The organism is Streptomyces humi (assembly GCF_001005085.2).
Lineage (GTDB): Bacteria > Actinomycetota > Actinomycetes > Streptomycetales > Streptomycetaceae > Streptomyces > Streptomyces humi.
This window is the reverse complement of sequence record NZ_LBMU02000002.1, coordinates 117,975-136,351: the sequence shown is the minus strand read 5'-3', so window position 1 is coordinate 136,351 and position 18,377 is coordinate 117,975. Positions and strand designations below refer to the sequence as shown.

Sequence of the window (18,377 nt, the reverse complement as noted above, 5' to 3'; positions counted from 1 at the left end):
GTCCGTCCGGGGCCTACGCGCCCCGCATGCCGGCCCGCGCGAACTCCGCCATGCCGTCCGCGAACCCGACCTCCGGCTTCCAGCCGAACTCGGCCCGCAGCCGCGCGGAGTCGGCCGTGATGTGCCGTACGTCGCCGAGCCGGTACTCCCCGGTGACCACCGGCGTCGGCCCGCCGTGGGCGTCGGCCAGTGCGCGGGCCATCTCCCCGACGGTGTGCGGCTCGCCGCTGCCCGTGTTGTACGCGGTCAGCGCGCCCGGTGCCGACCGCGCCTCCAGCGCCGTCGCGTTGGCGGCGGCCACGTCCCGTACGTGCACGAAGTCCCTGCGCTGCCGGCCGTCCTCGAAGACCCGGGGCGCCTCGCCCCGGGCCAGCGCCGACCGGAAGAAGGAGGCCACGCCCGCGTAGGGGGTGTCACGGGGCATCCGGGGGCCGTACACGTTGTGGTAGCGCAACGACACCGCCGAGCCGCCGGTCGACCGGGCCCAGGCGGCGGCCAGGTGTTCCTGGGCCAGCTTGGTCGTGGCGTACACGTTGCGCGGATCGACCGGGGCGTCCTCATCCACCAGTCCGGGGGCCAGCGCAACGCCGCAGACGGGGCAGCCGGGCTCGAACCGGCCGGCGTCCAGGTCGGCGGCGGCACGGGGGCCGGGCCGTACGACGCCGTGCCGCGGACACTCGTACCGGCCCTCCCCGTACACGACCATCGACCCGGCAAGCACCAGATGCCGTACCCCCGCCTCGGCCATCGCGGCGAGCAGCACCGCCGTACCGAGGTCGTTGCGGGAGACGTACTCCGCCGCGTCCGAGAAGCCGGCCCCGAGTCCGACCATCGCGGCCTGGTGGCAGACGGCGTCCACGCCGGCCAGGGCCCGCCCGACCGCCGCGGGACTGCGTACGTCCGCGCCGGGGTCGTCCCGCACGTCGAACACGACCGCCTCGTGCCCGCGCGCCGTCAGCGCCTCGACCACATGGGACCCGATGAACCCGGCACCGCCGGTGAGCAGTACACGCATGAGGCCACGCTAGGCGCGCACCGCCCCGGCACCACGCGCCCACACCCGCACGTCACGACTCCGTAAGACACACCGGGAGCCGCCCTCCGCCCGCTCGCTGGTGCCGCCCGGTTTTCGGCGCGCCTCCCGAACGCCGTCCGAGGTGCGTCGAGTTGCCGGTACCGGGAATTCCCGCGCCCCGCATTTCCCGCAAATTCCTTTTCGGTGAGGGCCGTTGGAATGGAGCGCGGACGCGGTCCCACTTCCGTATGCGTCCTTTCGGGTGTGTGCCTAGGCTGGGAAAGCAATTGAATTCCTCCATGAGCCGGGCGTGCGTGAGGAGGCGGAGGGCGATGGCGAAAGTGCTCTTCATAGTGAGCGGGGCGACGTATTGGGTCCTGAAGGACGGCACCAGATATGCCACCGGATACTGGGCCGAGGAGTTCGCCATGCCGTACAAGGCGATCACGGAAGCAGGCCACGAGGTCGTGGTGGCGACACCAGGGGGCGTGACACCGAACGTCGACATGATGAGCCTGCGCCCGTCGATGGCGGGCGGTGAGGAGGGGGCCCTCGAACTGGAGGCCATCATCCGGTCCGCCGAGGTGATGCGCCGGCCCCTCCAGCTGTCGGACGTCCGGCTGGAGGACTACGACGCGGTCTACCTGCCGGGCGGCCACGGCCCGATGGCGGACCTGGCGTTCGACGCCGACGCCGGCCGGCTGCTCACGGCACAGCTCGCGTCCGGCAGGCCGCTGGTGATCGTCTGCCACGCGCCCGCCTCGATCCTGGCCACCCGGATCCACGGCGAGTCGCCCTTCAAGGGGTACCGGATCACGTGTTTCACCGACGAGGAGGAGGAAGCGGTCGGGCTCGCGCCGAGGGCGCCCTGGCTGCTGGAGACGGAGCTGAAGGAGAAGGTCGGGATCGACTTCAGCCGCGGCCCGATATGGGAGCCGTACATGGTGGAGGACCGCAACCTCGTCACCGGCCAGAACCCGCATTCGGCCGCGATCCTGGGGGACCGGGTCCTCGAGATCCTCAAGTGAGCGCCGATCCCTGAAGGAACAGGCCGGGCGAGCGGGGACAGGGACGGCAGGAGTCGGGGGCCGCCGCCCGCCGCCGCGCCCTGCGGGTCCCGGTCGGCCGGGGTCAGTAGCGGGCGCCCGCCGGGGCCGGGAGGGCGTCCAGTTCGGCGAGGTCGGCCGGGGACAGCCGGAGGTCCGCGCCGCCCGCGTTGTCCGCGAGGTACTTCGGGGTCTTGGTTCCGGGGATCGGGACGACGTGCGGCCCCTGGGCGACCAGCCAGGCCAGGGCGACCTGCGCGGGAGTGGCACCGATCCGGTCGGCGACCGCGCGGACCTTCGTCGCGAGGGAGAGGTTGGCCCGCAGGTTCGCCTGCTGGAAGCGGGGCAGCCGGCGCCGCTGGTCGTTCAGCGGCAGCTCGTCGAAGGAGCTGAAGCGGCCGAGGAGGAAACCGCGGCCCAGGGGCGAGAACGGCAGCACCCCGATGCCGTGCCGTTCGGCGTAGGGCAGGACCTCGGCCTGCACGTCACGGGTCCACAGGGAGAACTCGGACTGGACGGTGGTGACGGGATGCACGGTCCCGGCGCGCCGGATCTGCTCCACGCCCACCTCGGACAGGCCCAGGTGGCGGACCTTGCCCGCGGTGACCGCCTCGGCCATCGCGCCCCAGGTCTCCTCCAGCGGGACGTCGGGGTCGACGCGGTGCAGTTGGTACAGGTCGATGTGGTCGGTGCCCAGCCGGCGCAGGCTCGCGTCGACGGAGGCCCGCACGTGCTCGGGTCGGCCGTTGGGCCTGACCAGCGGGGAACCACCGGGGCCGCCGGTCGGGTCGACGGCCTCAAGGCCGACCTTGGTGGCGATCACGGCGCGCTCACGCCGGCCGGCCAGGGCCCGGCCGAGCAGTTCCTCGTTGGTGAAGGGGCCGTAGACGTCTGCGGTGTCGATCAACGTCATGCCCAGGTCGAGAGCCTGGTGGACGACGGACACGGAGGTGGCTTCGTCGCGAGGGGTGGCCATGTCGTAGGCGAAGCTCATCCCCATGGCGCCCAGGCCGATGACGCCGACTTCCGGTCCGTGGGTGCCCAGGGTGGTGGTGCGCATGCTGTGTTCTGCCTTCGTCTCGGCGTGTCGGATGGGTGGAGCAAGCCGCCGGACGTGCTGTAGCCGACCGGTCGACTAAAGCGAAACTAGGCCGCGTGGCCGGTGGCGTCAAAGGTTCGCGGGGCTCCGGCCGGGACCGGTTCGCTCGCAGGTGGGAGCCCTGGACTCGCAGCGCCGGTCGGGGCGCCGAGCCGACGGCGTCAGGGCCGCGTCCGGGCCGGAGCCGCCGACGGGATGCGCTCGGCTCCGGCCTGCGAGACGGTGGATCCCGGGCAATGAGCCGGTACCGCCATGATCTGCGGCAAGGGATGGTCCGCCATGGAATACCTCGTCACCATGACCACGCACGTCCCGGAGGGAACCGCCCCGGAGACGGTCGACGACGTCCGCGCCCGTGAGGCCGCCAACTCCCGCGGGCTCGCCGAGACGGGCCGGCTGCTGAGGCTGTGGCGGCCGCCGCTGCGGCCCGGCGAGTGGCGCACCCTAGGCCTGTTCGCCGCGCCGGACGAGGTCCGTCTGGAGGAGGTCCTCTCCGCGATGCCGCTGCGCGTCTGGCGCAGTGACGAGGTCACGCCCCTCACCCCGCACCCGAACGACCCCGGCCCGGCCCCCGCGGCGGCACCGGTCGGCGCCCAGGAGTTCCTCGTCACCTTCGCCCCCGCGGGCGCCGTCGCCCAGCGCCTGGCGGAGACGGCCGCGGCGGAGGCGGCGCGCGCCAAGGAACTGGCCGCCGCGGGACACCTGGTGCGGCTGTGGCGCACCTCCGCCGACCGGGCACTCGGCCTGTGGCGGGCCCGGGACGCCACCGAACTGCGGACCGCCCTGGACTCGCTGCCCCAGGCTCCCTGGCTCACCACCACGACGACCCCCCTGACCGAGCACCCGAACGACCCCGGCTCCGGAACGCCCCAGGCCTGAGCGGTCCCCCGGCGCCCGCACGGCCTGCCGGTCCGGCCTCGTCGCCCCGCCCTGACCCCGCGCTGTCCGCCGGGGTCCCGTCGGGTCCGTGGCCGGCTGAGGCGTAGCCCACAGGCAAGTCCGGCGGCACCGGGGGTACTCGGAACACCGGAAGGGCCGAGCGAACAGTTGCCATTTGACAACAATGGTCAGAAGGCAACAAAGTAGCGGAGTCGTACTGCGCGGGGAAGGATCTGCAATGTTCCGGTGGGCGGAGACCGCTCCGTGCGCCGGCCGTCCGAGCCCTGGAGTGACGGGGTGAGCGATGGCACGGCACTGTCCTCAGGCCGTCTGCTCCCCGGCGTGCGACGCGTTGTCGAGTATCTGCAACGCCGCCGTCTCGCAGAACGCCTCCAGCCCTTCGAGCAGCGCGGTCCGCTTGGCCGCGGGCATCAGCTCGAGCACCGCCTTCAGCTCCTGCTCCCGGCGTGCCCGCAGGTCTTCGAGGAAGGCGCGGCCGCGGCTGCTCAGATGCAGCCGTACCTCGCGCCGGTCGGTGGGGCTGACCACCCGCTCGACGAAGCCGGCGGCCCCCAGCCGGTCGCAGAGCCTGCTGGTGGACGGCGGCGTGGAGGCGAGGGAGTCGGCGAGCGTGCGCAGGTTGATGCCGTCCTGGTGTTCGAGCATCAGCAGGACGCGCAGCTGGGACGGCGAGGCCGGCGCGGTCGACGCCCGGCCCCACAGGACTTCCAGCAACTCCATGGCGGTCAAGGTCACACGTGCGACCTCGACGGGCTCGGGGCGGGGGCGGAAGTCGGTCACCGTCACACTCTCGCAGGCACCTGGGACGCCTGTCAGCGTACAAGGTGCCGTCGGTGACAAGAGCTGGTTCGCGGCCCGGCGCGACTCGCCCGGGACGGTCCCGCCGTCCGGCGGGGCCCGTGTGTGTCGGTTGAGGGATGGGTGTACTTACGATCGTGAACAGATTTGTGACTGCTGAGCGCGCCCTGCGCACAGCGGCCCCGCACGAGTTGCTCGACGCCGTGCGTCGCGTGCTCACAGAGGAGTACGCGGCACAGTCCGTCGACTTGTTCATGGCCGACTACGGCCTCACCGTCCTGCAACCGGTGTCGGTGCTGCCGCACACCGCGGACCCGGTGTCGGTGCACAACAGCCCCGCCGGCCGTGCCTTCGGCGCCCAGGAACCGTTCGTGGAGGACGTCCGGGGAGGGGCCGTGCGCGTGCATCTGCCGGTCACGGTGCGCGGAGACCGGCTGGGCGTGCTCTCGGTCACCCTGGCCGGCGAGGAAGGTGTGCCCGGCTGCCTGGACGAGCTCGCGGACATCGCCGAGGTGCTCGGTCACGAGGTGGTCGTGGCCGAGCGGGACACGGACGTGTACCTGCGGGCCCGGCGCAAGGACCGGCTGACGCTGGCCGCCGAGATGCAGTGGCAGCTCCTCCCGGGCCGCTCCTGCGCCCGGCCCGAGTACGAACTCGGCGCGCAGCTGGAACCGGCGTACGCGATCTACGGTGACAACTTCGACTGGTCCGCCGGCGCGGACCACCTCATGCTCTACGTCACCAACGGCATGGGGGAGGGCATAGAGGCCTCCCTGCTGACGAACCTGGCCATCAACGCGCTGCGGAACGCCCGGCGGGCCGGGATCGCCATCGCCGACCAGGCCGCCCTGGCCGACCAGGCGGTGTACGCCCACTACCAGGGGCGCTGCTACCTCTCGGTGCTCATGTTCGACTTCGACCTCGTCACCGGCCGGGTGAAGGTGGTGGACGCCGGCTCCCCGCAGATGCTGCGGCTGCGTGACGGCGTGGTCGAGCGCGTCACCTTCGAGGCGCAGCTCCCGCTGGGCATGTTCGAGGAGACCGACTACGTGGCCCAGGACTTCTCCGTCGAGCCCGGCGACCGGCTCGTCTTCGTCAGCGACGGCGTGTACGCGGTCGCCTCGCCCCGGGGAGAGGCGTACGGGGACGCCGCCCTGGCCCGGGCCATCCTGTCCACGCGTCTGCTGCCCGCCGCCGAGGTGCCGCGGGCCGTCCTGCGGGAACTGACCGGTCATCGCGGCCAGTCGGCCCCGAAGGACGACGCCCTGGTGGTCTGCCTGGACTGGCACGGCCGCTGAGCCACTGCCGACGGGCCGGGAATGTGGTGATGCTGTGTCGTTTCCACGGCCCGTCCGGGCAGATGCTTGTCATGTGACAATAATTGGCGGGGTTGCGTCGGTCGTGGCGCAGCAGCCCGTTCTCGAGAGGAAGACGATGCAGGTGCCGGAGCAGGCAGGGGCCGATTCGGCGGCGCACGGGCTGGCGGACTTCCTGGAGCGCCGTCGCGAACAGCTCGCCCAGCGGTGGGCCGACGGGCCGCTTTTCCGAACCGTCTTCACGGTCTCCAGGGACGAGGCCGTGGAGGCCTGCAAGGCCGTCGTGGACGCCCTGTCCGAGGTGGCGTCGACCGGCCGGCTGGAGAGCGTCGGAGCCCCGGGCTTCGGCGAGGTCCGTGAGCAGCTGGGGCGGATGGCCGCCTCCCGCGCGGGCCGGGGGTTCACCCCCGCCCAGATCGCGGACGAGGCCGCCGGCCTGCGGACGGCGGCCGTCGAGCTGCTGCGCGACGAGACGGAGGACCGGCCCGACGACGAGGCCCGGGACGTCCTGCTGGCACTGACCGTCCTGATGGGAACGCTGCGTCTGGTGATCATGGAGACGACGGTCAGCGCCGGCGAGGAACTGATCGCGCGTCAGCAGCTCCAGCTGCTCGAAGTGGCCACTCCCGTGATCAGCCTGTGGGAGGGCGTCATCGCGGTGCCCCTGATCGGCACCCTGGACAGCGCCCGCAGCCAGGTGGTCATGGAGTCGCTGCTCCAGGCCATCGTGGAGCAGCGGGCCCGTTACGCGATCCTCGACATCACGGGCGTCCCCACCGTCGACTCGCTGGTCGCCCAGCACCTGATGAAGACGGTCGCCGCGGCCCGGCTGATGGGAGCCGAGTGCGTCGTCTCCGGCATCCGCCCGGCGATCGCGCAGACCATCGTGCACCTCGGCATCGACCTGAGCTCCGTACTCACCCGCAGCTCGCTGGCCGACGCACTGGCCTACGCGCTGAGCCGGCAGGGCATCGAGGTCTCGCAGCGTGCGGCAGGTGCGAACCCGCGATGACCGCGCCCCTTCCCGTTCCCGGCACCCCGGCGGTGCCGGTCCTGGCGCTGGGGAACATACTGCTGGTCACCCTCCAGGGGGACCTGCACGACGGCATGGCCGAGCAGCTTCAGCAGGACATCACCGAGCGGATCGCGCACAGCGCGGCCGACGGACTGGTCATCGACGTCTCCGGCGTCGACATCGTCGACTCGTTCCTCGGCCGGGTCATCGCCGAGATCGCCGCCAGCGCCCGCCTGATGGCCGCGCGTACCGTCCTGTGCGGGATGCGGCCCGCCGTGGCGATCACCCTGGTCGAGCTGGGCCTCACGCTGCCCGGCCTGGAGACCGTGCTCGACGCCGCACGCGCGCTCGAACTCTTCGCGCAGGCGCCCTCCGGCGCCGGCCCGGACAGATCAGAGGGGGGCACATGACTCCTGCCTCCGACCCCGCCACCGCGACGAGCCTGCCGATCGGCTCGGACGCGGACCTCGCGTGGGTCCGACACCAGGTACGGCAGTTCGCCGCCGAACTCGGGTTCGGGCTGGTGCAGCAGACGAAGATCGTCACCGCGGCCAGCGAGCTGGCCCGGAACACCCTCGTCCACGGCGGTGGCGGGCAGGCGCGGATCACCCCCCTGCGCAACGGCCCGGCGAGCGGACTCCAGCTGGTCTTCATCGACACCGGACCCGGTATCCGCGACGTCGAACTGGCCATGACCGACGGCTACACCACCGGGGGCGGTCTCGGGCTCGGCCTCAGCGGGGCCAGGCGGCTGGTGGACGAACTCGCCATCGAGACCGAACCCGGTCAGGGCACGGTCGTCACCCTCGTCGCGTGGGTCAGCCGCGCGTCCGCCGTCCGTCCGGGGTCCGGATGACGCGCGTCTGGGAGATCCCGGTGCACGACTCCACCCGGGTACGGGACGCCCGGGTGGCGGCCGAGGCGGCCTGTGCCCACGCCCGCCTCGACGAACACCGCACGGCGGTCGCCGCCCTGGTCGCCACCGAGCTGGCGACCAACCTGCTCAAGCACGCCGGTGGCGGCCGGCTGGTGGTGCACCTCGTCGAGTGCCCGGGACCGGCCGGCCGCGGTCCGGCGGTGCAGATCACCGCCCTCGACCACGGCCCCGGCATCCCCGACGTCACCGCCGCGCTGCGGGACGGCTACACCACCAGCGACGCGTCGCTCGGCGCCGGACTGGGCACCTGCCAGCGCATATCCAGCGCCTTCGACCTGTACAGCAGCGGCCGCGGCACCGTCTCGGTGGCCCGCGTCGACCAGAGCACCGGCCGGCGGCAGACCGCGCCCGCCTGCCGCGTCGGAGGGATCAACATCCCGCTCGGCCGGGCCGAACACTCCGGGGACGCCTACAGCTGCGTCCGCTCGGACTCCCGGCTGACCCTGCTGCTCGCCGACGGCCTCGGCCACGGACCCAAGGCCGCCCAGGCGTCCGGCGCCGCGGTCGACGAACTGCACCGCGTCGGGCACCTGACATCCGCGGAGATCCTGCGGCACCTGCACCAGGCCCTGCGGCCCACCCGCGGGGCGGCGGTCGCGGTGGCCCAACTGGACACGGACACCGGCGAACTCGCCTTCGCCGGTGTCGGCAACATCGGCGCCCGCCTGCACGCCGCCGGCTCCTGGGAGCACCTGATCTCGCACCCCGGCATAGTCGGCGCCCAGTTCCCGGCGAACGTGCCCGTCTGCCGCCGGCCCTGCGCGCCCGGCAGCCTGCTCGTCCTGCACAGCGACGGACTGCCCAGCCGCTGGGTGCCGCCCGCCGACCCCGGCCTCCTCACGCACGACCCGGCGGTGATCGCGGCGACCGTCCTCCGGGACGCCAGCAGTGCCGCGAGCCCCGTACGCGACGACACCTGTGTGGCCGTCCTGGCCCTCGACCACCCGGGCGGTGGACCGTGATCCCACCGGAGGTACGGAAGATCACCTCAGCCGCCGAGGCCGTGCGCGCCCGGACCTTCGCCGCGCGCGTCACGGCCGAACTGGGCGCGCCCGAGGTCGAACGGGCCAGGTTCCTCACCGCGCTCACCGCGCGCCTGTGCGAGGGCCTCGGCCGGTGCGGTACGGAGCTCACCCTCACCGTACGGCCGTCCGCGTCCGACGGAACCGTGCTCGTCCGGGCCGTCGGAGAGCCCATGCCGTCCGAGCCCGACCGGACGCCGCCGTGGCGGCTGACCCTGACCTGTCCGGGCCGCCCGGCGCCCGCCACGGCGCGGCGCGGACCGCACCGGCGGCCGGCGGACCTGGAGGACACCCCCGCGGAAGCGGTCCTGGCGGCGGACGAGGAGACGGCCGCGATACTGCGCCGGCTGGACGAGACCGAACGGCAACTGCGGCTGCACCGCGAGGAACTGCACCAGACCAACCAGGGTGTGATGGCCCTGCACGCCGAACTCCACGCCGCCGCGCAGACCCAGCGCGAACTGCTCGACGCCGAACGGGCCGCCCGGGGCGAGGCGGAGAAGGCGCGGCGCCTGCTGACCTTCCTCGCCGACGCCAGCGCCGCCGTCACCGCCTCGCTCGACCAGGAGGACATCCTGCGGTGCCTGCCCGGCCTGCTCGTCCCCGGGTACGCGAGCGACGTCGAGGTCTGGCTCTTCGACGAACCGGCGGAGCCGAACAGCGCGCACTCCGCCGCCGCGGTCACGGCTGCCCGGCTCGGCCGGCCACAGCACGCCGGACCGCACCCCGGCGACCTCCCGGGCGTCGACGACCTGCCGCCGTCCGCGCTCTCCCCGGACCGGCCGCTGCTGTGCATCCCCCTCACCGTGCGCCACACCCTGGGCGTGCTGACCCTGACCGCGCCGGGCGACCGCTTCGACGAGGACACCAGCGTGATGCTGGTCGAACTGACCCGCCGCATCGCCATCGCCCTGGACAACGCCCGCCGCTACGAACAGCACCGGGACACCGCCGAAGCCCTCCAGCGCGCCCAGCTCACCGCCCTGCCCCCCGTGGAGGGCCTGCGACTGGCGGCCCGCTACCTGCCCGCCACCCGGGGCCTCAACATCGGCGGCGACTGGTACGACGCCTTCCCGCAGCCCGACGGCAGCCTGCTGACCGTCGTGGGAGACGTCACCGGACACGGGCTGCGCGCCGCCGTCATCATGGGTCAGCTGCGCACCGCCCTGCGTGCCTACGCCGTCGAGGACGACAGTCCCGCCCGGATCCTCACCCGCCTGCACCGCATGCTCCGCCACCAGCAGCCGAACCTGTACGCGACCGCGGTGATCGCCCGCTTCCGGCCCGGCGACCCGCACGTCGTATGGGCCGCCGCCGGTCATCCGCCGGCCCTGACCCGCACCCCCGACGGCACCGTGCGCGTCCTGGACGCCAGGCCCGGCGTCATGCTGGGCGTGCCCCTTCCCTTCGAGTACGAGGACCACACGGCCGACCTGCCACCCGGTTCCACCCTCGTCCTGTACACCGACGGTCTGGTGGAGCGGCGGGCGCACGGCATCGACCCGGGCATCGAGACCCTCGCCGACACCCTGGCGGCTCTCGGCGAAGCCGAGCTGGCGGACCTCGACGGATGCGCCGAGTCACTGCTGAAGCCCCTGCTGCCCGACTCCGAACGCGACGACGACGTCTGCCTCCTGCTGTGCCGCGTCCCGCCGTCCGGAGACGCCGGCCCTAGGGCGCGCGCCGCCGACCCGGGGGCACGTCGGCCGCCGCGCTGGTGAAGGCCCGCATACCGCGGACGAGCGCCGACCGTTCCGCGGGCGCCATGGCCGCCAGCACCTCGGTCAGGGCCCGGGTCCGACGCCGGGCCACGTCGTCCAGGACACGGCGCCCGTGCGGCGTGAGTTTCAACTGGAGTTCCCGACGGTTGCGCGGGTGCGGGGTCCGCTCCAGCATCCCCGCGGCCTCCAGCCGGTCACAGAGACGGCTGGCGGTGGGCAGCCCTATGTCCAGCCGGTCCGCGAGCCCGGTGAGGTTGGTCTCCGGCGCCGTCTCCAGGGCCCAGAGCGCCCGCAGCTGGTGCAGCGACAACCGTACGGGTGCCTCCTGAGCGGCCACGGACCACAGGCTCACGAGATGCTCCACGGCACCGGCGATCTCGTGCGCACCCACACTCGGATCGTCTCCCGAGTCCTCGGCGCGGCCATCGGGGCCGCCGGGAAGAGTCACGAACGCATCACTTTCGGCAAGGTCGGCTGCTGCGGGGACAACCCGCATTCAACCGCTGTACCCGAGGAGCCGGAGCACAAGCGGCACGCATGCCGTCCTGCACGAAATCACCGCAGGCTACGGACCGTCCGGCGGGGGCGCCGGTGAGCCGGCCGCTGTCCCCCGGGCGCATTTCGCCAGCTCCGCGTTGAACTGGGCGCCGATCAGCAGGGCCAGGTTGGACAGCCACAGCCAGATCAGGAAGACGACGACGCCCGCCAGCGAGCCGTACAGGCGGTGATAGGTGCCGACGTGCGCGGTGTACAGGGTGAAGCCGAGCGAGACGACCAGCACCAGTGCCACCGCCAGCGTGCCGCCCGGCGCCATCTTCCGGACCGGACGGGTGGACGCGGGACCGGAGCGGAACAGGACGAGCACCAGGACGATCGCGACCGCGGCGACCACCGGCCACCGCAGCGTGTCCCAGGCCGCCTGCGGTCCGGTGCCCAGATCCAGTACCCGGCCCAGACGCCGGGCCAGGCTGCCGGTGAGGGCCAGCGCGATGGTGGACGTGAGCAGCAGGGTGACCAGGACGAGGGCCGTCGCGATGATGCGCGGGGCGGTGCGCCAGACCGGCCGGTGCGAACTGATCCGGTGCATGGCGTGCAACGCCCGGCGGAAGACGCTCAGATAGCTCGAACCCGACCACAGGGCGCCCGCCCCGCCGAGGAAGATCATGGTCCAGGCGGCCGACGACTGCCCGGCCATCTGCCGCAGGGTGCTGCGCAGCAGGGCGCGCGAGGCGAGCGGAGCGGCCTGCACCATGCGGTCGATGACCTGCGGCTTGGCTGTCGGCATGGTCAGGCCGAGGATCGAGAGGACGACCAGCAGGACCGGGAACAGAGCCAGGACCGCGTAGTACGTCAGGGCCGCGGCCCAGTCCGTGATGTCGTCGTTCCAGACGGACGCCGGCGTCCGGCGCAGCGCCGCCCACCACCGAGCCGTCCGACCTGCTGCTCTGTCCATGAGGCGGATGCTCTCACTTCCGGTGCTCGGGCCGGCCGCCCGGCTCGGCTCGACCGGCTCACAGGAAGCGCCGGATCGGTACGACCGCGGCTTCCTTGGCGCGCTGAAGTACGGCCCGCCGTCTCCATCGGGTGAGGTCGATGTCCACGCTGTGTCTCAGGTCCGCCTCGTAGTCGCGGTCGAGCGACGCGGTGAACTCCTCGTCCAGCACGGTGAGCATGACCTCTTCGTCGTGGTCCATGGACCGGCGGTTGAAGTTGGTGGAACCGATGAGGGCGGCCACCGAGTCCACGGTGATGATCTTGGCGTGCATCATGGTCGGCTGGTACTGGCGGATGTGCACACCGGCCCGCAGCAGCCGCGCGTAGTGGTGTTGACCGGCGAGCTGGCAGGCGCGCTGGTCGGTGTGGGGGCCGGGCAGCAGGATCTCGACCCGCACACCGCGGCGCGCGGTCTCGCACAGCAGGTCGATGAAGTAGGTGTCGGGCGCGAAGTAGGCGGTGGCCAGCCGGAAACGCTCTTCGGCGGAGGTGAGCATGACCCGGATGAGGGTCTGCATGTCCTGCCAGCCGATGCTCGCCGAGCCACGGACGACCTGCACCACCGCCGAGCCGGCCTGCGGGTGCTCCGTGAACCGGTCGCGGTCGTCGAAGAGCTCGTCGTGGCACTCCGCCCAGTTCTGCGCGAACGCCGCCGCGATGCCGTCCACGGCCGGACCGCGCACCTGGACGTGGGTGTCCCGCCACTCCCCGGCGTGGCGGGCGTCGCCGCACCACTCCTCCGCGATGCCGACGCCGCCGGTGAAGGCCGTCCGCTCGTCCACCACGAGGGCCTTGCGGTGGCAGCGGTGGTTCTGCTTGAACGGCGACAGCAGCACGGGCTTGCGGAACCAGGCCACCTGCACGCCCGCGGCGCTCATGAGGTCCAGCAGCCGCCGCTCGATCTTCTTGGCGCCGAAGCCGTCGAGCAGCAGGCGCACCCGCACTCCGGCGCGGGCACGGTCGGCCAGCGCGGCGGCGAAGTCATGGGCGATCTGACCGCGCCAGTACACGAACGTCATCATGTCGACGGTGTGCCGGGCGGAACGGATCGCCCCGAGCATCGCGGGAAAGATCTCGTCCCCGTTGCGCAGGGGCACCAGCTGGTTGCCCTCGGTGGCGGCCACGCCGATCAGCCGTTCCAGCCGGCGGCGCAGGCGCTGCTTGCGTGCCGCCGTGTCAGGCGTGACGCCGGGAACGGGAGCTGCCGGTACGTCGTCGAGTATCACGCCGAATCCCCCCACTGGGCCATGAAGACAGAACATCCCGGGCCGCCGGAGCGACCCGGATAGGCGAATGCCCGGCCGGCACCGCCTTACTCCGGAGCCGGAGGGCGAAGCCCGGGACCGCCGGGGCGCGCGGCCGGGACCTCGCGGCTGCGCGGCCGGGTGCGACGGGCGCGGGACGGCACGGCGGGGACCGCACCTCAGCGGGTCGGCCGGAGTGCGGGCGGCGCGGTGCGGTCCGTGGCGGGCGTGCCGTCGCCCGGGGCGTCGCCGGCCGTCCGCTCGGCGGTGCGGGCGATGTTGCGCGCCATGCCGCCGAAGACGACGGCGTGGAAGGGGGAGATGCTCCACCAGTAGGCGTGGCCGAGCAGCCCGTGCGGGTGGAACAGGGCGCGCTGGCGGTAGTGGGTGCGGCCGCTGCCGTCGGTGCCGGCGCACATCTCCAGCCAGGCCGGTCCGGGCAGCCGCATCTCCGCACGCAGCCGCAGCAGCCGGCCCGGCTCGATCTCCTCCACCCGCCAGAAGTCCACCGAGTCGCCCACCCGCAGCCGGTGCGCGTCCCGGCGTCCGCGGCGCAGCCCCACCCCGCCCACGAGCCGGTCGGCGATGCCCCGCACCGACCAGGCCAGCGGGAAGGAGTACCAGCCGTTCTCCCCGCCGACGCCCTCGATGACCCGCCACAGGGCCTCGGGCGGGGCGTCCACCGGCCGTTCCCGCAGGTCGGTGTAGAGGCTTCCGCCCGCCCAGGCGGGGTCGGTGGGCAGCGGGTCACTGGGGGCGCCCGGAACGGAGGCGGAGGACCAGCGGGTGGCGACCTCGGCGTCCTGCACCCGCTTGAGCGCCAGCCGTACCGCGTCGTCGAAACCGATGGGGTGGCCGGGCGGATCGGGGACGTAGCGGGTGATGTCGGTTTCCCGGCACACCACCTCGTGCCGCAGCGACTCCGCCAGCGGCCGGGCGATGCCCGCGGGGACCGGGGTGACCAGGCCGACCCAGAGGCCGGACAGGCGGGGGGTGAGCACCGGCACCGGCAGGATCACGCGCCGGGGGAGTCCGGCTACCGCCGCGTAACGCAGCATCATGTCCCGGTAGGTCAGCACGTCGGGGCCGCCGATGTCGAAGGCCCGGTTCACGTCCGCGGGCATCCGGGCGCTGCCCACCAGCAGACGCAGCACGTCCCGGACCGCTATCGGCTGGATACGGGTGCGTACCCAGCTCGGTGTGATCATCACCGGCAGCCGTTCGGTCAGGTAGCGCAGCATCTCGAAGGAGGCCGAGCCGGACCCGATGATCACGGCGGCCCGCAGCACCGTCGTGGGCACCCCGCTCGCCAGCAGGACGCGCCCGACCTCGGCCCGGGAGCGCAGATGGGGCGACAGCTCCCGCTCGGGCACCCCGGCCGGGGTCAGCCCGCCGAGGTAGACGATGCGGCGCACCCCGGCGCGGGCGGCCCGGGTACCGAAGACCTGGGCGCCCTGGCGGTCGGTGTCCTCGAAGCCGCGGCCGGTGCCGAGCGCGTGCACCAGGTAGTAGGCCACGGCGACGCCGCGCATGGCCGGGCCGACCGAGGCGGGGTCCGTGACATCGCCCTGGACCACCTCCACGTCCCCGGCCCAGGGATGGTCGCGCAGTTTCCCCGGGGAGCGGGCCAGGCAGCGGACCCGGTAGCCCGCGGCCAGCAGTTCGGGCACGAGCCGTCCGCCGATGTAGCCGCTCGCCCCCGTCACCAGGCACAGGGGGCGGTCCGTCGTCGTCTCCATGGGTCCTCCTCGTACCAGGGTCTTCGCCCGCCGCACCACCCGCGGATGCAGCCGGCACGTGATCGGCGAGTACCCCGGTACGATGCGCCGGTGAGCACGGAGACGAGCGGGGGGCGTCCGGCGCGGCGGCGCGCGGGGGCCGCCGCGGGTGCGGCCCCGGCGGGCGAGGCCCCGCACCCGGCGGCCGCCGGCCCCGACAGCGCCTCCGGTGCCCCGCACGCCGGAGCGGCCGGTCCGCCCGGCGTCTCCACCGGTGACCTCCCCGCCTTCCCGGGTGACCTGTCGGCCTTCGCGGTGCAGTTGCGCCGCATGCACGGCGAGGTCGGCCGGGTCATCCAGCAGTACGCGGCCCGGCAGAACCTGCACGCCACCGACGTACAGGCGCTGGCCGCCATCCTCGACGCCCGCGAGCCCATGACGCCCACCCGGCTGCGCACGCTGCTCGGCCTCACCTCGGGCGCGGTGACCGCCTGTGTCGACCGGCTGGAGCGCGCCGGGCACGTCCGCCGGGTGCGTGAGGACACCGACCGCAGGGTGGTGCACCTCCAGTACGTGGCCGACGCCCGCGCCGCCGCCCGGACCCACTTCCGGCCGCTCGCCGACGCCGTCCGCCGGGCCGGCGCGGACTTCGACGAACGCGAACTGGCCGTGGCCCTGCGGTTCCTGACGGAGCTGAACGACGTCCTCGCCGAGGTGCCCGGGGAATCCGCCGGCCACTGAGCTCGTCGGACCCACTGCATCCGATCCCCCGGCGCGGGGGGAAGCAGCGATGAGACAGTTCGCCGATTGACATTACTCAATCATTGAGATTGTTTACCGTCGAGCTTTCTCTTCGAGTGTTCCCCTTCTCGCGCGCCCCTAGGAGTCACATTGACGCCGCCGCACCCCCGGACCCGCCGGCTCGTCCCGTTCGCCCTGGTCGCCGTCTGGCTGGTGCTCGGGGCCCTGCTGGGTCCCTTCGCCGGACGGCTGGGCGAGGTCGCCACCAACGACCAGGCCGCCTTCCTGCCCCGGAGCGCCGAGTCCACGAGGGTCCTGCGCGAGCAGGCCGCCTTCCGGCAGCGCGAGACCCTGCCGGTCATCGTGGTGTGGACCGCCGACGGCGGAGCGGCCGTCAGCGGGAAGCAGCGGGCGGCCACCGCGGCGGTGGCCGCGCTCGCCGGCACCACCGGCACGGCCGGCACCCCCTCGCCCGCTCTCCTCTCGCAGGACCGCGCCGCCCTCCAGGCCGTCGTACCGCTGCGCCCGGACCTGGGCGACCGGCTCGCCCCCACGCTGGAACGGGTACGGGCGGCGGCCGGGATCCCCGGCACCCGGGTGCGGCTCGCCGGTCCCGCCGCCACCCAGGCCGACCTCGCGGACGCCTTCTCGGGCATCGACGGGGTGCTGCTCGCGGTCGCCCTGGCCGTCGTGCTCGTCATCCTGCTGCTCGTCTACCGCTCCCTGCTGCTGCCGCTCGTCGTGATCCTCGGCGCGGTGTTCTCCCTGGGGGTGGCGTGTGCCGTCGTCTACGCCCTGGCCGAGCACGGCCTGGTGCGCGTCGACGGACAGGTGCAGGGCATCCTGTCGATCCTCGTCATCGGCGCCGCGACGGACTACGCGCTGCTGGTCGCCGCCCGCTGCCGGGAGGAACTGGCCGCGGGCCGCGACCGACGCGACGCCGCCCTGGCCGCCCTGCGCCGCTCCGCCCCGGCCGTCCTGGCCAGCGCCGGCACCGTCGCCCTCGGTCTGATCGCCCTGCTGCTGAGCGACCTCACCAACAACCGCGCGCTCGGGCCGGTCGGCGCCGTCGGGATCGCCTGCGCCGCCCTGAGCGCGCTCACCTTCCTGCCGGCCGCCCTGGCCCTCCTCGGCCGCCGCGCGTACTGGCCGGCCAGGCCCGGAAGCGGGTCCGGCGCGAGCGGCCTGTGGCAGCGTGTCGCCCACCTGGTCGACCGGGCGCCGCGCCGGGTGTGGGCGCTCGCCCTGACCGGTCTGCTCGTCTGCTCGGCGGGCGCCCTCACCCTGGACTCGCGCGGCGTGCCGCTCGACGAGACCTTCGTACGGCACGTGCCGTCCGTCGCCGCCCAGCAGACCCTGGCCCGGCACTTCCCGGCCGGCGCGGGCACCCCCGTGGTGGTCGTGGCCGACGCGTCCGCCGCCGACCGGGTGGCGCGCACCGTGCGCGCCACCCCGGGCGTCGCCGCGGTGACCGCGACCGGGGCCCAGGGCCGCCCGGCGGCCGAACCGCTGGTGGCGGGCGGCCGGGTCAGGTTCGAGGCGACCGCGAAGGCGGCGCCCGACACGCAGGCCGCCCGCGACACCGTGGCCCGGCTGCGCACCGCCCTGCACGCGCTGCCCGGCGCGGACGCCCTCGTGGGCGGCTACACCGCGCAGCAGTACGACACCCTGCGCGCCGCCGAACGCGACCGCACGGTCATCGTCCCGGTGGTGCTCGCCGTCATCCTGACCATCCTCGTGCTGCTGCTGCGCTCCTTCGCCGTACCCGTCCTGCTGGTGCTGACCGTCGGCCTCAACTTCACCGCGACCCTCGGCGTGGCCGCGCTGGTCTTCCGCGACCTGTTCGGTTTCAGCGGCACCGATCCGTCCGTACCGCTGTACGGATTCGTATTCCTGGTGGCACTCGGCGTCGACTACAACATCTTCCTGATGTCCCGGGTCCGGGAGGAGACCCTGCGGCACGGCACCCGCGAGGGGGTCCGGCGCGGGCTCGTCACCACCGGCGGGGTCATCACCTCCGCCGGGGTGGTGCTGGCCGCCACCTTCGCCGCGCTCGGCGTGATCCCGCTGGCCTTCCTGGTGCAGATCGCCTTCATCGTCGCGTTCGGCGTGCTGCTCGACACCCTGGTGGTGCGCTCCCTGCTGGTGCCGGCGCTCGTACGGGACGCCGGGGACCGCGTGTGGTGGCCCACCCGGCCCGGAGCCGACGACTCGATGCCGACCGACTCGATGCGGACTGACTCGATGCAGACTCGATGCGAGTTGCCGTAGCCGCGGCGCGGGACGGACGGTGGTGGTGAGGCGGGGAGCA

At 73.5% G+C, this 18,377-nt stretch carries 17 protein-coding genes; 10 read left to right on the top strand and 7 right to left on the bottom strand.

The annotated features are described in order from the left end of the window. Nucleotides 1-13: 13 nt before the first annotated feature. Nucleotides 14-1,015 carry an NAD-dependent epimerase/dehydratase family protein gene (locus AAW13_RS01090; RefSeq protein ID WP_046726794.1) on the bottom strand — a complete coding sequence of 334 codons (1,002 nt, stop codon included), beginning with the start codon at nt 1,013-1,015 and terminating at the stop codon, nt 14-16. Nucleotides 1,016-1,347: 332 nt separating this feature from the next. On the opposite strand from AAW13_RS01090, the gene AAW13_RS01085 reads away from it, so the two are divergent. Next, a complete protein-coding gene (locus AAW13_RS01085; RefSeq protein ID WP_046726795.1) occupies nt 1,348-2,043 on the top strand; it encodes a type 1 glutamine amidotransferase domain-containing protein in 696 nt (231 codons plus the stop codon). 103 nt (nt 2,044-2,146) lie between these two features. On the opposite strand, the gene AAW13_RS01080 is transcribed toward AAW13_RS01085, so the two are convergent. Further along, a complete protein-coding gene (locus AAW13_RS01080) occupies nt 2,147-3,121 on the bottom strand; it encodes an aldo/keto reductase (RefSeq protein ID WP_046726796.1) in 975 nt (324 codons plus the stop codon). A 318-nt stretch (nt 3,122-3,439) separates the two neighbouring features. Here AAW13_RS01080 and AAW13_RS47580 point away from each other — a divergent pair, with 318 nt between their 5' ends. Beyond that, a complete protein-coding gene (locus AAW13_RS47580) occupies nt 3,440-4,039 on the top strand; it encodes a muconolactone Delta-isomerase family protein (RefSeq protein WP_046726878.1) in 600 nt (199 codons plus the stop codon). Between the two features lie 321 nt (nt 4,040-4,360). On the opposite strand, the gene AAW13_RS01070 is transcribed toward AAW13_RS47580, so the two are convergent. Then, complete coding sequence (locus AAW13_RS01070) at nt 4,361-4,795, bottom strand: MarR family winged helix-turn-helix transcriptional regulator (RefSeq protein WP_046726879.1); 435 nt, start codon at nt 4,793-4,795, stop codon at nt 4,361-4,363. A gap of 200 nt (nt 4,796-4,995) precedes the next feature. Here AAW13_RS01070 and AAW13_RS01065 point away from each other — a divergent pair, with 200 nt between their 5' ends. The 6 genes from AAW13_RS01065 (at nt 4,996) to AAW13_RS01040 (ending at nt 10,869) form a co-directional block, all read left to right on the top strand. After that, a complete protein-coding gene (locus AAW13_RS01065; RefSeq protein ID WP_046726880.1) occupies nt 4,996-6,156 on the top strand; it encodes a PP2C family protein-serine/threonine phosphatase in 1,161 nt (386 codons plus the stop codon). 136 nt (nt 6,157-6,292) lie between these two features. Next, nucleotides 6,293-7,186, top strand: coding sequence for an STAS domain-containing protein (locus tag AAW13_RS01060; RefSeq protein ID WP_046726797.1), 894 nt, complete (start codon nt 6,293-6,295; stop codon nt 7,184-7,186). After that, nucleotides 7,183-7,599, top strand: coding sequence for an STAS domain-containing protein (locus AAW13_RS01055; RefSeq protein WP_046726798.1), 417 nt, complete (start codon nt 7,183-7,185; stop codon nt 7,597-7,599). The genes AAW13_RS01060 and AAW13_RS01055 overlap by 4 nt, the downstream gene beginning before the upstream one ends. Next, nucleotides 7,596-8,045 (top strand): ATP-binding protein, encoded by a 450-nt coding sequence (locus AAW13_RS01050; protein WP_046726799.1) that lies wholly within the window; start codon nt 7,596-7,598, stop codon nt 8,043-8,045. Before AAW13_RS01055 ends, AAW13_RS01050 begins: the two co-directional genes overlap by 4 nt. Continuing rightward, complete coding sequence (locus AAW13_RS01045; protein WP_046726881.1) at nt 8,042-9,088, top strand: SpoIIE family protein phosphatase; 1,047 nt, start codon at nt 8,042-8,044, stop codon at nt 9,086-9,088. The genes AAW13_RS01050 and AAW13_RS01045 overlap by 4 nt, the downstream gene beginning before the upstream one ends. Next, the gene (locus tag AAW13_RS01040; protein ID WP_046726800.1) at nt 9,085-10,869 is read left to right on the top strand and encodes a PP2C family protein-serine/threonine phosphatase; all 1,785 of its coding nucleotides are present in this window, start codon (nt 9,085-9,087) and stop codon (nt 10,867-10,869) included. The genes AAW13_RS01045 and AAW13_RS01040 overlap by 4 nt, the downstream gene beginning before the upstream one ends. Here AAW13_RS01040 and AAW13_RS01035 read toward each other — a convergent pair. The 4 genes from AAW13_RS01035 to AAW13_RS01020 all read right to left on the bottom strand — a co-directional run bounded on the left by AAW13_RS01035 (nt 10,820) and on the right by AAW13_RS01020 (nt 15,346). After that, nucleotides 10,820-11,365 (bottom strand): MarR family winged helix-turn-helix transcriptional regulator, encoded by a 546-nt coding sequence (locus AAW13_RS01035; RefSeq protein WP_052768420.1) that lies wholly within the window; start codon nt 11,363-11,365, stop codon nt 10,820-10,822. The genes AAW13_RS01040 and AAW13_RS01035 overlap by 50 nt on opposite strands. A 69-nt stretch (nt 11,366-11,434) precedes the next feature. Then, the gene (locus AAW13_RS01030; protein WP_046726802.1) at nt 11,435-12,322 is read right to left on the bottom strand and encodes a YihY/virulence factor BrkB family protein; all 888 of its coding nucleotides are present in this window, start codon (nt 12,320-12,322) and stop codon (nt 11,435-11,437) included. A 58-nt stretch (nt 12,323-12,380) separates the two neighbouring features. Next, complete coding sequence (locus AAW13_RS01025; protein WP_079178662.1) at nt 12,381-13,589, bottom strand: phospholipase D-like domain-containing protein; 1,209 nt, start codon at nt 13,587-13,589, stop codon at nt 12,381-12,383. Between the two features lie 197 nt (nt 13,590-13,786). Beyond that, a complete protein-coding gene (locus tag AAW13_RS01020; protein WP_046726803.1) occupies nt 13,787-15,346 on the bottom strand; it encodes an SDR family oxidoreductase in 1,560 nt (519 codons plus the stop codon). A gap of 90 nt (nt 15,347-15,436) precedes the next feature. Between AAW13_RS01020 and AAW13_RS01015 the strand changes: the two genes are divergently transcribed. Both AAW13_RS01015 and AAW13_RS01010 read left to right on the top strand, forming a co-directional pair. Further along, the gene (locus tag AAW13_RS01015) at nt 15,437-16,066 is read left to right on the top strand and encodes a MarR family winged helix-turn-helix transcriptional regulator (RefSeq protein ID WP_420855419.1); all 630 of its coding nucleotides are present in this window, start codon (nt 15,437-15,439) and stop codon (nt 16,064-16,066) included. Nucleotides 16,067-16,216: 150 nt separating this feature from the next. After that, nucleotides 16,217-18,337: an MMPL family transporter gene (locus AAW13_RS01010; RefSeq protein WP_046726804.1), complete on the top strand. Its 2,121-nt coding sequence runs from the start codon at nt 16,217-16,219 to the stop codon at nt 18,335-18,337. The last annotated feature ends 40 nt before the right edge of the window (nt 18,338-18,377 follow it).

What these genes read in the sequence shown, in the direction of transcription:
- AAW13_RS01090 (WP_046726794.1), bottom strand. Translation starts at nt 1,015, where the DNA reads ATGCGTGTACTGCTCACCGGCGGTGCCGGGTTCATCGGGTCCCATGTG.
- AAW13_RS01085 (WP_046726795.1), top strand. Translation starts at nt 1,348, where the DNA reads ATGGCGAAAGTGCTCTTCATAGTGAGCGGGGCGACGTATTGGGTCCTG.
- AAW13_RS01080 (WP_046726796.1), bottom strand. Translation starts at nt 3,121, where the DNA reads ATGCGCACCACCACCCTGGGCACCCACGGACCGGAAGTCGGCGTCATC.
- AAW13_RS47580 (WP_046726878.1), top strand. Translation starts at nt 3,440, where the DNA reads ATGGAATACCTCGTCACCATGACCACGCACGTCCCGGAGGGAACCGCC.
- AAW13_RS01060 (WP_046726797.1), top strand. Translation starts at nt 6,293, where the DNA reads ATGCAGGTGCCGGAGCAGGCAGGGGCCGATTCGGCGGCGCACGGGCTG.
- AAW13_RS01055 (WP_046726798.1), top strand. Translation starts at nt 7,183, where the DNA reads ATGACCGCGCCCCTTCCCGTTCCCGGCACCCCGGCGGTGCCGGTCCTG.
- AAW13_RS01050 (WP_046726799.1), top strand. Translation starts at nt 7,596, where the DNA reads ATGACTCCTGCCTCCGACCCCGCCACCGCGACGAGCCTGCCGATCGGC.
- AAW13_RS01045 (WP_046726881.1), top strand. Translation starts at nt 8,042, where the DNA reads ATGACGCGCGTCTGGGAGATCCCGGTGCACGACTCCACCCGGGTACGG.
- AAW13_RS01035 (WP_052768420.1), bottom strand. Translation starts at nt 11,365, where the DNA reads ATGCGGGTTGTCCCCGCAGCAGCCGACCTTGCCGAAAGTGATGCGTTC.
- AAW13_RS01030 (WP_046726802.1), bottom strand. Translation starts at nt 12,322, where the DNA reads ATGGACAGAGCAGCAGGTCGGACGGCTCGGTGGTGGGCGGCGCTGCGC.
- AAW13_RS01020 (WP_046726803.1), bottom strand. Translation starts at nt 15,346, where the DNA reads ATGGAGACGACGACGGACCGCCCCCTGTGCCTGGTGACGGGGGCGAGC.